Annotated in this window: 8 protein-coding genes and 1 pseudogene; 6 read left to right on the top strand and 3 right to left on the bottom strand. The window is 47.7% G+C overall.

The features are described from left to right. Nucleotides 1-323 precede the first annotated feature (323 nt). From I8U21_RS07525 to I8U21_RS07515, 3 genes and pseudogenes are all read left to right on the top strand, one after another. Nucleotides 324-539 carry a hypothetical protein gene (locus tag I8U21_RS07525; protein WP_181730724.1) on the top strand — a complete coding sequence of 72 codons (216 nt, stop codon included), beginning with the start codon at nucleotides 324-326 and terminating at the stop codon, nucleotides 537-539. 209 nt (nucleotides 540-748) lie between these two features. After that, nucleotides 749-2,142, top strand: a pseudogene (nhaC, locus tag I8U21_RS07520) (Na+/H+ antiporter NhaC). A 123-nt stretch (nucleotides 2,143-2,265) separates the two neighbouring features. Continuing rightward, the gene (locus tag I8U21_RS07515; protein ID WP_198053621.1) at nucleotides 2,266-2,613 is read left to right on the top strand and encodes a PH domain-containing protein; all 348 of its coding nucleotides are present in this window, start codon (nucleotides 2,266-2,268) and stop codon (nucleotides 2,611-2,613) included. A 44-nt stretch (nucleotides 2,614-2,657) separates the two neighbouring features. Here the strand turns inward: I8U21_RS07515 and I8U21_RS07510 are convergent, their stop codons facing one another. After that, nucleotides 2,658-4,172, bottom strand: a complete 1,515-nt coding sequence (locus tag I8U21_RS07510; RefSeq protein ID WP_181730727.1) for a coproporphyrinogen III oxidase — start codon at nucleotides 4,170-4,172, stop codon at nucleotides 2,658-2,660. Nucleotides 4,173-4,394: 222 nt separating this feature from the next. Here I8U21_RS07510 and I8U21_RS07505 point away from each other — a divergent pair, with 222 nt between their 5' ends. Both I8U21_RS07505 and I8U21_RS07500 read left to right on the top strand, forming a co-directional pair. Then, nucleotides 4,395-5,345 carry a TolB family protein gene (locus I8U21_RS07505; RefSeq protein WP_181730728.1) on the top strand — a complete coding sequence of 317 codons (951 nt, stop codon included), beginning with the start codon at nucleotides 4,395-4,397 and terminating at the stop codon, nucleotides 5,343-5,345. A 413-nt stretch (nucleotides 5,346-5,758) separates the two neighbouring features. Next, the gene (locus I8U21_RS07500) at nucleotides 5,759-6,874 is read left to right on the top strand and encodes an MGDG synthase family glycosyltransferase (protein WP_198053620.1); all 1,116 of its coding nucleotides are present in this window, start codon (nucleotides 5,759-5,761) and stop codon (nucleotides 6,872-6,874) included. Between the two features lie 324 nt (nucleotides 6,875-7,198). Here I8U21_RS07500 and I8U21_RS07495 read toward each other — a convergent pair whose 3' ends face one another. Further along, complete coding sequence (locus I8U21_RS07495; protein WP_198053619.1) at nucleotides 7,199-9,547, bottom strand: right-handed parallel beta-helix repeat-containing protein; 2,349 nt, start codon at nucleotides 9,545-9,547, stop codon at nucleotides 7,199-7,201. Between the two features lie 169 nt (nucleotides 9,548-9,716). Next, a complete protein-coding gene (locus I8U21_RS07490) occupies nucleotides 9,717-11,036 on the bottom strand; it encodes an amino acid permease (RefSeq protein ID WP_198053618.1) in 1,320 nt (439 codons plus the stop codon). 427 nt (nucleotides 11,037-11,463) lie between these two features. Between I8U21_RS07490 and I8U21_RS07485 the strand changes: the two genes are divergently transcribed. After that, nucleotides 11,464-12,846, top strand: a complete 1,383-nt coding sequence (locus I8U21_RS07485) for an MDR family MFS transporter (protein WP_309544795.1) — start codon at nucleotides 11,464-11,466, stop codon at nucleotides 12,844-12,846. Nucleotides 12,847-12,869 lie beyond the last annotated feature (23 nt).

Raw genomic sequence — 12,869 nt, 5'->3', positions numbered from 1 at the left:
GCTTATGCATTGCCATGCAAGAAAGAAAGTCGTGGTCGTTGTGGCCCGCCGCAGACGCCGCCGGTCCTTCAGCGCACGTGCATCCGTCAACAACGCTCCCCGGACCGGTGCACAAAGTGCCGGCTTGCTCAACCTGAACGTGCAAGTACCCATTAACTTAGGAGATGCTCAGGCCTTCAGCGGCGGCAGAGGTAACTCGACCAGCAATCTCCTCTGATGAGTGATGCCGGGGGAGGTCTTCTCCCCCTTCCCTTCCCGATTTGACATCCACTTCTCCCGACCCGTCTTTGTCCGGCAATCCTTGTGAAAGGGGGTGACGCGGTATGTCCTGCTGCACGAGAAGAAAGAAAGTCATCGTGGTTGTGCCACACCGTCGCAGACGCCGCCGCGGCGGATGCCAAGCCCGGGTGAATAACGGAGCCACCACCGGAGCGCAAAGTGCCGGTCTCATCAACTTGAACCTGCAAATCCCGATTAACTTGGGAGACGCACAAACCATCTGCGGTGGAAGCGGCAACTCCACCAGCAACCTGTTGTAACCGGCGCAACTGTGCTTCCATCCGACACGAGAGGGCAACCGCCCTCTTTTTTGTTTATATCATATTGTTCCAATATTTTCTGTTTTCCCGGAAAAACAACTTAGCAAAATGATCGTAACTAAATTTTATTTCTGAATTAATTTATTATAAACTAATAGATATTACCCAAAAATCAACATTTATCCAAAGCGAAAAAAAGGAGGAAAATTATGAAGCATTCCAAGCAACAGGATATTCCGTTTCTTTGGGCATTGTTCCCGCTTCTGGTGATGATCGTCACCATGGCCGTTACGATCATCCGGTTTGAAGACCCCCCCACATTCCGCTGATCGTCGGCACCATCACAGCCGGTTGGGTCGCACACTTCCACGGCCATTCGTGGAAGAATATGGAAGAAGGGATGTATCAAGGCATCCGCCTGGCTTTGCCCGCCATGTTAATTATCATTCTGGTCGGACTGATCATCGCCACTTGGATCGGCGGAGGAATTATCGCCTCTTTGATTTATTACGGATTGAAGATCATCACCCCTTCCCTCTTTCTGGTCAGCATCTGTTTGATCTGTTGTGTCGTGTCCCTTGCGATCGGCAGTTCCTGGTCCACGATGGGAACCATCGGCGTCGCCGGCATGGGAATCGGCATCAGCATGGGTATTCCGGCTCCTTTCGTGGCGGGAGCCATCATATCCGGAGCCTATTTCGGCGATAAAATGTCCCCTCTTTCCGATACAACCAATTTGGCTTCAGGGGTGACGGAAACCGATTTGTTTGAACATATCCGGCACATGTTTTACACCACCATTCCGGGACTTGTCATCGCACTGTCCTTCTATTTTTTTGCAGGAATGCGGTTCAGCGCCCACAACATCCAGGATGAACATATCCAGACCATGATTTCCTCTTTGGAAAAAAATTTTGTCATTTCGCCCTGGCTCTTATTGGTTCCCGTGCTGGTCATTTTTCTGGTGGCCAAAAAAGTTCCGGCGTTGCCTGCTTTGGCGGTAGGGGTTTTGGCGGGATTCATCTGCCAGATTTTTGTGCAGGGAGATCCGGCCGGCGATGCGATCCGTGCCATGCATGACGGCTACACCATTGAATCCGGACAGGCATGGGTCGATGAATTGTTTAACCGCGGCGGAATCGAGAGCATGATGTATACCGTCTCCCTGACCATTGTGGCCATGACCTTCGGGGGAATCATGGAATCCACCGGCATGCAAAAAGCCCTTGTCAACCAAATCCTGAAATTTGCCAAATCGGCAAAAAGCCTGATTCCAACCACCATTCTTTCAAGCTTTGTCACCAATGTCACCGCTGCGGAACAATATATTTCCATTCTGCTTCCGAGCCGTATGTTTGCAAGCGCTTACAAAAAGAGAAACCTTCATTCCAAAAACCTGTCCCGCGCACTGGAAGACGGGGGCACGGTCACATCCGCACTGGTGCCATGGAACACTTGCGGTGTTTTCATCACCTCCACCTTGGGAGTGAACACCTTTCAATATGCTCCCTACGCGATTTTCAATTATACAGTTCCCGTCATCGGGATCCTGTTGGCCGTCCTGGGTGTCAAAGTGACCTGTTTAAACCGGAAAGAGGAATGAATCGCGGAAAACCCGAAGAGTCCGATCCATCTTGAAAAAGGTGGATCTTTTTTTGTCAGGCGTCGTACCGGTTGAAACGGAAAAATTCCGGCTATGATGAATGAAGGGGAGGATGCTGGAAAGATGAAAAAAAACCGTGTTGAAAATTCCGCAAAGCATTGGGAACAAATACAAAAATGGCTGTATGAGGGCGAAGAAACCATATATACTTACGGGTTGCTGCTCGATATGGTTGTCCTGACCACCCGGCGGATCGTCTTGATCGACCGGACCCTTTTCGGAAGGGAAAAAGGGATTCTTTCCATCCCGTATTCACGCATCGACAGCATCGGGCTGTATGTCAAAGGGTTCTGGAACCGCGCACATGTCTTGGAAATCAGGACCAAAGGAAAAACCTATGAATTGGAATTTAAACGGGGTACCGACTGCCAAGGGGTTTATCGTTGGCTTTCCTGTTTGATCTGCGAATGATTCAGAAGGCCAAAGAGGGCGGGACACCCTCTTCGCCTCCGCCATTAAAGGGAACCGGTTTGACCGTAGATTTCATCCAAGTGACGGATCTTTTGATCCAGATAGCGGGCAAAGGAATCAATATAGGCCTTGGGTTCTTTGGGGTTGGAAAAACGCGTGATCCGTCCCGTATGCGGAGAAACGATTTTACTGACGGCCCCGCATCCCAATCCGATGATCGTTTGCCGTTCTTCCATAATGATAATGTTGTACATGTTTTCCTGCCCGGGCAATGCATACCCGACATTTTCCTGGTTTCCCAGGATATTTTTTTGCCTGTACAAATAGTACGGAACATATCCGGAGGCTTTGGCCCACTCCCGCGCCAACTTCACCATGGTTCTCGTTTCTTCGCGCCCGGCCACTTGATATTTGTCTTTGTTTTGCGTCATCACTGAACCTCTTTTGAAAGAAAGAGTGTGAACGGTCACCGATTCCGGTTTCAATTCCCCCATGGTCTTCAGGGTTTCCCGGAACGTTTGGATATCTTCTCCCGGGAGCCCGATAATCAAGTCCATATTGATGTTTGTAAATCCTTTCTCCCGTGCGAGACGGTATTTGTCCAGGGTTTCTTTCACCGTGTGGTGCCGGCCGATCCATTTCAAGGTTTCCTCTTTGAAACTTTGCGGGTTGATGCTGATCCGGTCCACGTTCCAAGATTTCAAAAGATCCAGCATCGCTTCATCCAACGTGTCCGGCCGCCCGGCTTCCACATTCAACTCACGCACGTTTTCATAATGCGGGATGTGCTTTTTCAACAGCCGGAAGAGACCATCCATTTGCGGGACGGATATGGATGTCGGCGTCCCCCCGCCAAAATAAATGGTGGTCACCTTCAACTGTTTTTCCTCCAACCACTTGCCAATCGCTTTGATTTCTTCATGAAGCCCTGCCAAAAAATCTTCGACGGTTCCGTTCCTCCCTTGAATGGCATAAGCGGGAAACGTGCAATACGCGCATTTGGTCGGACAAAACGGGATGCCGATATATATGCTGACTTCCCGGTTCAGATCATATAAATCCGGCAAAACACTTTTTTGGCGCCGGGCAATTTCCGCCAGAATCTCCGTCTTTTCCGGATGCAGCAAATAATCTTTTTGCATTTTTTGCGCCGCTTCTTCTTCGGAAAAGCCTTGTTGCAAAAAAGAATGGAACAATTTGACCGGACGGATGCCCGTCAGGATTCCCCAAGGCTGATCAATCCCGGTCGCTTTTTCCATGACTTCCAAAAAAACATATTTCACCGCTTGCCGGACCCGTTTCACATATTCCTTTCCTTCCACTTCCGCTTCCACTTCACGTTGGTGGAAAGATTCATGGCATTGACGGCTCTTTAAATCTTCGAGCCGGATCTTTACTTCCACCGGCTTTCCTTCATGGATGGAAAAAGCCAGAAAATAATCACCGTTTTGTTCGTCATCCTTGCCAATGACACGGACTTTTTCAAAAAACAATTGAGCAATCAGTTCAATATCCCGGAAAAATTCCGGTTTGAGACCTGAAATCACGAACGTTTTCATGTTCATCCTGCATCCGGTTTCCGATGCATTTCCTCCTTTTTCTTTCCAATTTCTTTACACAGTCTAGCGAATGCATAAACAGAAATCAAACAAAATTTTTCTCTATGAAAACAAAATGAAAATATGAGAAAAAATATTTGTAAATTTTGCAACAAACATCCGCAAACATAAAAAAATCCTATATAATAATTTTTAAATGCGGTACCAGAAAGGAGAGAATCCATGAAAAAAGTTTCCAAAAAAGTAACAGGGATGATGGGGGCACTCATTCTTTCCACCTCACTTGCTCTGCCTGTTTATGCCAATCAAGAACAACCCGGCACCATTTTGTTCAGTGGCGGTTTACATACGCAGAGCATTTATCAATTCAACCCTGAAACTTTGCAAACCAAACGGATCACTTCAGGAAATTCCGTCGATGTCTCTCCTTCCGGTGACATGATTACCTATATTAAACATGACAGCGTCTATGTTGCCGACAGCAGCGGGAAAAACGCAGTGCGTCTCACCCGCAGCCATTTTCCCCATTTTGATTCTTCCCCGCGCTTTTCTCCCGACGGGGAAAAAATTGTCTTCGCAAGGAGCGACGGAAACTTATACACCATCGACTTGGAAAACAAAAAAGTGACACAGCTGACCAAAGCCGAAGACGGAGTCTTCCATTCCAGCCCGGACTGGTCTCCGGACGGGAAAAAAATCGTTTTCCATTCCACGGATAAAGACGGGAATACCGGCCTTTACATCATGAACGCCGACGGCAGCCAGATTTCGCCCTTAACCGGCCATCATGATCCAAAATCCTCTGAGTATTCTCCGCATTTTTCGCCCGATGGAAAATCAGTGTTGTTTGAAAAAAGCCAAAACGGACAAACCGACATTTATGTCATGAACCTGGCCACCAAACAAGCCCGAAACATCACGGCGGATCTTGACAAAGCCGCTTCCGGGGCAGTTTGGTCGGAAGACGGAAAACAAATTTTGTTCACCGTCAACGAAAAAAATGAAAAAGAGAAAGACTCCAGCTCTTTTTACATCATGAACAAAGACGGCTCCAACAAAAAGATGCTCCAAATGCAAGTCAAATATGCCACCCCTTCCAAATGGAAAGCACTCAACCTGAGTGAACAGGAAGAAGGCTTTTTGAAAAAGGTCAAAAACTTTTTGTTGGATTAAAGCCCGATCAGAACCCTGCATCCATGAACCTTGCAGGGTTCTTTTTTTATGCCCCGGCTTTCTTTCTATTTGAATAATTTTCTATGTTAAAGAGAAAATAGAACACATGATTTGCATTCACCGCCACGCCCCGGCCGCTTTTGCCAATGATTCACCGGTTTAATGAATACAAAGAAAGGTAATAACATATTTCGGGTCCGGACAACTCCGTCGGGAAGAACCCTTGCCGGAAAACGGATTGAACCAATGTCGCCCCCGTCCCTTCCGGGATCCGGTCGCTTCATATGCGGAATTCAAACCCGGGTACCGCCTGCCGGACCGGATAAATTTTTTCAGGCAGAAAGGACTTTGCTTGCTCAGCGGGTATTTATGTTGAAAGAAGGATTAAAACGGATTTGGAGCGTGACTGAGCCATGGACAAAATCCTCATTTTAACAGAAACCGTTGCCGGTTATGGTCACTACAGCGCCGCCATCTCTTTAAAAAAGGGGATTGAACTTGAATATCCGGGCAGTGAAGTTCAAATCGTTTCCATCCTGCCGATGATCAGCAAGCAGTTGAAATCACTGATCAAAAAAAGCTATTTGCAGACGTTGCGGTATGCCCCAAACCTCTGGGGCGCTTGCTATCAATGGGATTCCCGGTTCAGCAAACTGTTTCGGGATCCGATGGGAAAATTTGTGGCTCATAAACTCCGGACCTCCATTGAGGGATTGAAACCACGGGTGATCATCTGCACGCATGCCTTTTGCCTGAGTGCCTGTGCCTACTTGAAAAGCCATACTTCCTGCAAACACTTTCGGTTGGGAGGCGTGGTGACCGACTTTGACGTTCACAGCTTCTGGGTTCATCCCGCTGTTGATTTTTATATTACCGCACATGAAGAAATCGGGGTGAAAATCCGGAAAAAAGGTTGCCAGGCCGATCTTTACAGCACGGGTATTCCCATCAACCCGGCTTTTTTCACGGAACAAAAAGAGAAAAAGGAAGCGCGAAAACAAATCGGGATCTCCCCCGACCGCTTTACGATCTTGCTGATGGGCGGCGGAAGCGGGATCGGGCCGTTTTACTCCTGTCTGGAGGCATTAAAACACATGCCTTTGAAACAAAATTATCAATTGCTCATCATCACCGGAAACAATCAACCGTTATATGATGAATTATCCCGGGAACTGAAAAACCTCTCCCATGTTCATCTCTTCCCGTTTGTGCATAACATGGTCGATTTCATGTGCGCATCGGATTTCATCGTCACCAAACCGGGCGGAATGACCAGTTCGGAAGCCTTGGCAACCGGGCTTCCCATGGTCATCTGCCAACCGATTCCCGGCCAGGAAGAAAAAAACAGCCGCTTTTTGTTGAACAAGCAAGTGGCCATCCGGGAAGACCAGCCACAACATTTACCCAAACAACTCACCTATCTGATCGAACACCCGGATCCCCTCCACGAGATGCAAAACAATGCAACCCTTGTCGGGAAACCCGGCTCCGCCATCGACGGCGCACAAATTGTCATGGATTACTTATAAGGAAAAACTCTCGCCAAAAGCGAGAGTTTTAAGAACGCGAACGATATAAGCCGCAAGCATCCCAACTGGGATAGTGACGTCCTTTGTGGTGAATGCAACGAAAACTTTTACCACGATCTTCTAAATATTTACATGTCTCACATTTGTACAACGTCCAAGTCACACCATACTCCTTCACCATGGGATTCTTGCTCGTCTCTTCCAATTTGTCCAAATCTACGGTTTTTTGCTTTGTTTTGATTTCACTCACACTTTCTAATTTCTGATTCTTTGATCAATATCCGATACAGACACCATAAAATATTAACATATTTTTTCTCATTTTTATTGAACGGGAATCCACTTTTTCTCCTGCCAGACCAACAGAACGGACGGCTTGTCGGGAGACAGGGTGATTCCGCGTCCCTTGCAACCCGCGATGTTGTCCGAAAACACCGTAAACGTGTCCGGAGAGGACGAAACCAATTTTAACCGCTGCCCCTCCACAATCCCGTCCGGAATCCCCCGGGCGCAGGAGTTTTTGATTTTTCCCGAAAACCAAACGGTCTCCCCGTCTCCCTTCAACAAACAGTCGCTTAAAGTCAGGGACCAATTTTTTTTCAGCGAAGAAAACGCCCCTCTTTGATCCGACACAATGCGGGCAATCCTCCCCTTCAGCACCGAACCTTGGACCGGCTGCGGCCTGAACTGCATCAAGCCGGCGTTGCCGGAACGCACCACCTTCAGTCCGTCCAAAACAAATTGTTCGTAACTGCCCCGCCCGTTTCCTTCAAACAACCAGGAATCGATTTGATCCAGCTTCAAATCATAAAGAAACACCCTTTTCCCCTCACCGTCATTGATCAAAAAGCCGGTACGGCATTTTCGCAAACAGATATCGTGAAACGCCATTTTTCCCGGGTATTCCTGCTCCGGAACGGCCGTCGGACAAGCGATCAACACCCCCCGTCTCAACCCTTCGCCGGTCACGTGCCCGACCCAAAGGTCATTGCCGGCAGGGAGTAACCGAATCGCCCCATTGTCCTGAAGAGCCGTGGGGCTTTCACCATTTCCGCACATCGCCTTAAAATGCATGATTTTCCCGGTCACCGGCGCTTTCAGCCAAATGCCGAATCCATAGCAAACCGGATCGGCAAGACGGCGTGCGCGTTGCCATTCGCAATGAAGAATCCGGATATTATAATGCTTCAAGGAGTAAGGATCTTTCACCCCCTGGGCTTCCGCAACAAATCCCGACGAACCGGAGTCAACGGACCGGCAGCGGGTAAACGTGATATCCGAACACCAGCCGTTATGCGAGATCATGAATGAAGCCCCTTTTCCTTTTTCGTCCACCACATTCTCCACCCATGCATCAAAAGTCCCTTCGAAATCCACACTGTGACGCATCCGCCGGGTATATCCGTTCCGGACCACAACCTTGCGGTTTCCGCCGTAGAACTGGATCCCGTATCCTTGACCGGATCCCACCACCTGCGGATCCCGCACATCAAAATCCTCCACGGTCACATCCATGCTGCGCTGCACTTGAATGGCCGATTCCGCCCCTCTTTCCCCTTTCAATCCCCGGACGGAAAACCCGTGCATATTGAAAGCCAAAATGCCAAATCCTTTGCTGGATCCTTCTTTTAAGTGGTAACAAAAATTTTCCACACAGACGGACCGGAGCGGGTTGATCTTGTAAACATTTTTTTGGACCGAAGCACGCTTGGGGAGACGGACCCGGTCTTTTAAGACCATCCGGGTCACTGCGCTTGTAAAGGATACCCCTTTTACCCAAAGCGTACCGCAATCCCCCGGCTTTAATGCATGGACGGAAACAATCACCCGCGCCGCACTCGCACCGGAAGGTGCCTTCAGATTCCCGTTCACGATTGTCTGCCAATGCAGCGGGTCAAATTCCTTCACTTTTGAGCGGGAAAGAAATTGATCCCGCTTGTCATACCAAGCGACATAACAGCTTCCCGTGACCGACCGGCTTGTCTTCACCCGGCACGTCAGCTGCAAATTATACCGTTCGCCTTCCCGGATCCCGGAAACCTTTTGTCCGAAGGAAGCAGATCCCGGCTCCGTCACCGGTTTTAATTCCATTTTTAAAGCAGATTCCCCGGGATCCCAGGCAAAAGAAGCCTCCCTGCCCAACGTGCTTTGGTGATTCCAAACCGGACCGGCCCAACTTTTTTCATTCAGGCCTTCTTGGAGCAATTCTTGTTCTGACGGATGAATACTTTCGATTTCATGGACTTCCACGTTCACATTTTTTTGGCCGTCGGACCACCTTGTGGAATCATCCGTCAACGCAATCATGTCTCCGGCTTTTATGTCCCACGGGGTTTGCAAAATCCAAAAACTCCGGTCCCCTCTTTTCAAGTCATGGGCGAGGCAATACTCATGGTAACCCGTCCCGCCCTCCCATTTCAAAATATAAGGGACATTGACGTGCACAGGCTCCACGACCGCCTTTTTGTCAAAACAGATGCTGATCGGTTTGCGAATGCAAATTCCCTCCAATAAATAACGGCCGGGCGGAACCATGAGCCGGGATCCGGAAGGCATTGCTTGAATGGCCCGCCGAAATCTCCCGATATCATCGGTTTCATCGGGAAGGCGGGGAAAGTCCCCCAAATGATAGCAATTTTCCGATGATTCCCGGATTACTCGGGACTCAGGCAATCGGTTCACCTCCATCTTTGTTTCCCTTTTTATTCCATTCTCTGCCGGTTCTTCCGGATCCTATATTTTCTGCTTCAAACAAAAAGAGCAGGTCATGCCAAAATTTGGCATCACCCGCTATAAAATTATGAAAGCCTGATTTCGCTTATTCCCTTTTTTTCGCTTTCCGTCATCTTTGCAGCCCGTAAAAGACGCTTAAAATCATCACCCAAACCAACCCGATATAAATTGCGAATTTCCATGCCGGATGCAAAAACATGGTGATGAATACCAAAAGCAGCACGACAAACCCGATGATGGCAACCGGTGAAAACCGTGCCGTTTTTAATCGCTGATAGCGGAAATAGGTTAAAAAGATGATCATCCAAGTGAAGATCCCGCCGAAAATCGCAATTCCAAACAAGGTTTGATAGGCTTTCTCATCCGTCACATTGAGCAGGATGGCAATCATCAGTCCAAAGGACGAAACGATCAATGCCGGAACCGGCACTCCTTTTCGGGTGACCTTCCCCAACTTTTCGGGCGCAAACTCACTTTTGGCCAACGAAAACATCATCCGCGTACAAGCATACAAGTTGGCATTCATGGTCGACAAAGCGGCGGTCAACACAATAAAATTCATCAAGCCGGCCGCATAGGGGATGTTCAAAAGCTGCAACATCTTGACAAACGGGCTTTGTTCCAACTGTTCCCCGCCAATTTGCTGCCAGGGAATCAAAGCCAGCATCACGGCCATGGATAGCAGATAAAAAAGAATCAAACGAAGGGCCATCCATTTCATGGTTTTGGCCAAGGCCCGCCGGGGTTCTTTGGCTTCTCCGGCCGTGACGGCAACAATTTCTGTTCCCATGAAACTGAAAGAAGCCATCACCATTCCCATCCAAATCCCGAACCATCCCTGGGGGGCAAATTGTCCGTCACCGGCCAGCCGGTTTATGCTTTCAGCCGGTTCAGCAAAAATGAGTAGCAACCCCAAAACAATAAAGACCGACAATGCCGTCACCTTGACCGTGGAAAACCCGAATTCAAACATGCCGAAATTTTTGACTGACAAGGCATTGATCAAAATAATCAGCAAAGAAAAAGCCACCACAAAGATCCACCGGGGCACTTCGGGAAACCAATACTGCATGTAGATCCCTACAGCCGTCGCTTCGCCTCCGATGGCAATGGCATTGGCTGCCCAATACGTATACCGGACCAGATAACCCAACCATGGATGGAGATATTTTTCCGCATGAATCCCGAATGAGCCCGTCGTCGGGTGTTCCATGGTCAATTTGGCAAGACAAAACACCATCATAAACACGATCACAGAAATCAGAGCATAACTGACAATGACACCGGGTCCGGCATAATGAATGGCCAAACTGGAGCCGATAAACAGTCCGGTTCCGATGGCACTTCCCAGGCCGATCATCGTCAACTGCCCGGGCGTCAACTCTCTCTGCAACACATCTTCCTTCGCTCCGACTGGTTCTCTGCTCATACTCTCCTCAACCACCTGTCTCTTCTTTGATCAACTCAACAATTTAAAAACTGTATGAATAAATTCTAATAAAAAATGAATATAAACTCAACCAAATCCCAAACCACCAAATTTCCGTTCCACCGAGTATCATGTTTGAAAATATTCTATTTTATTAATAAATTGTTTTTATATAATAATATTATATATTTTATAGTCTAATCGCCTAAAATATTTCAAAACAGGGTGTTAATAGAAAAATCGATGAGCTATTTAAAAGGAACTTCAAAATTTATATATTGTAATTTTCAAAATAACCGTTAAGATGGAGATGGGAATGTTTTCTTCCTGTTTTTGTTTTTACTAGTGTAGCATGAGCATTATTTTGTTTAACGATTGATCCCCGTCAAAGAGGTGGTGTCTCATTACAAACCATCAACCCGTTTTGATGTCGAGAAGAGAACGGCATCAACAAGAACGAATGCATCCAATGGTTCTGTTTCTTCTTTTTGGAACCGGTTTTACCAGAACTGCCTCTTTTATGAGCCTGCCATTTTTGGTGTTTTATTTAACCCATCACATTCATTTCACCCCGATGCAAGTCGGGATCATCCTCGGAGTGATGGGATTGGGTGCGGCATTAGGGGGATTTGTTGGCGGTTATTTGTCTGACTTGTTTGGTCGCGGGTTTATTATCGTCATTTCTTTGGCAGCCTGGACCTTTTGTTTTTTCGGGTTCGTGTTGGCACAAGAGTATGTCACGTTTATCCTGTTAAGCTTTTCCCACGGCTTGTGCCGCGCTTTTTTTGAACCCACTTCCCAAGCGTTAATGGCGGACTTAACCGTACAAAGAAAACGACTGAAAGTATTCAGTTACCGTTATATGGCCATCAATATCGGCATGGTGATCGGTCCTTTGCTGGGGACTTTTTTGTTCCAGTCGATCGGACCTTACACCTTTGTCCTTACCGGTTTGTTATATGCTTTTTACTCCCTAATGCAAATCGGATTTCTGCTCAAATACAAGAAGGAAATCCGACATTCCAGGGATGAAGGCAAGGTTCAGTTGTCCGAATGCTTGCATCTTATGAGAAAAGACCAAACATTGGGATACTACATCATAGGCAGTATGATCTTTTACGGCATTTATTCACAATTGGAAACAAGCTTGCCGATGTTTCTGACCAATGAAATCGTGAACGGGGAACGAATCTATTCCTTCTTGTTAATGATCAATGCAGCCATTGTCATCTTGTTCCAGCCCTTTATCACCAACTGGGCGGAACAGAGAAACCCGTTGAGCAGTATTTTGCTGGGGGTCCTGCTGTTTTCCGCGGGATATGCCTCGCTTTCGCTGGGAAACCAGGAATTGATTTTTATCAGCGGAACCATTTTATTCACCATCGGGGAGATTTTCATTTTCCCGGTAAGCAGCCAAATGATTGACCAGTTGAGCAATGACCGGTTTCGCGGTGCCTATTACGGAGCCGCCAATCTGGCACAGATCGGATTGAGTTGGGGGCCGTTGGTGGGCAGCTGGCTGTACAATCAAGTCGGGGCGCCGGTGATGTGGTGGATCATTGCGTTGATTGCCTTACATATTATTTGGTTCTATGCCATCGGCTATCGCAAATACATGAAAAAACAGGGCATCGGCGCCATGTTGATCATATACAAAGTGCTCAACGACTTAAAATTGATGCCCATCATCAAATTCTCGTTCAAAATCATTCCGCTCATCTCGATTCTGACCGGACTTTTGTTTTGGGCGACACAACACTATGGGGAAAAGCTGAGTTTTCTCCATCACTGGATGCTACCTAGTATGTAAGCAAAAAGGGAATGGCAAAAGCG

The organism is Thermoactinomyces sp. CICC 23799 (genome assembly GCF_016055145.1).
In the GTDB taxonomy this organism is placed as follows: domain Bacteria; phylum Bacillota; class Bacilli; order Thermoactinomycetales; family Thermoactinomycetaceae; genus Thermoactinomyces; species Thermoactinomyces intermedius.
This window is presented reverse-complemented; position numbering and strand designations above follow the sequence as displayed.

What these genes read in the sequence shown, in the direction of transcription:
- I8U21_RS07515 (WP_198053621.1), top strand. Translation starts at nt 2,266, where the DNA reads ATGAAAAAAAACCGTGTTGAAAATTCCGCAAAGCATTGGGAACAAATA.
- I8U21_RS07505 (WP_181730728.1), top strand. Translation starts at nt 4,395, where the DNA reads ATGAAAAAAGTTTCCAAAAAAGTAACAGGGATGATGGGGGCACTCATT.
- I8U21_RS07485 (WP_309544795.1), top strand. Translation starts at nt 11,464, where the DNA reads ATGTCGAGAAGAGAACGGCATCAACAAGAACGAATGCATCCAATGGTT.
- I8U21_RS07510 (WP_181730727.1), bottom strand. Translation starts at nt 4,172, where the DNA reads ATGAAAACGTTCGTGATTTCAGGTCTCAAACCGGAATTTTTCCGGGAT.
- I8U21_RS07525 (WP_181730724.1), top strand. Translation starts at nt 324, where the DNA reads ATGTCCTGCTGCACGAGAAGAAAGAAAGTCATCGTGGTTGTGCCACAC.
- I8U21_RS07490 (WP_198053618.1), bottom strand. Translation starts at nt 11,036, where the DNA reads ATGAGCAGAGAACCAGTCGGAGCGAAGGAAGATGTGTTGCAGAGAGAG.
- I8U21_RS07500 (WP_198053620.1), top strand. Translation starts at nt 5,759, where the DNA reads ATGGACAAAATCCTCATTTTAACAGAAACCGTTGCCGGTTATGGTCAC.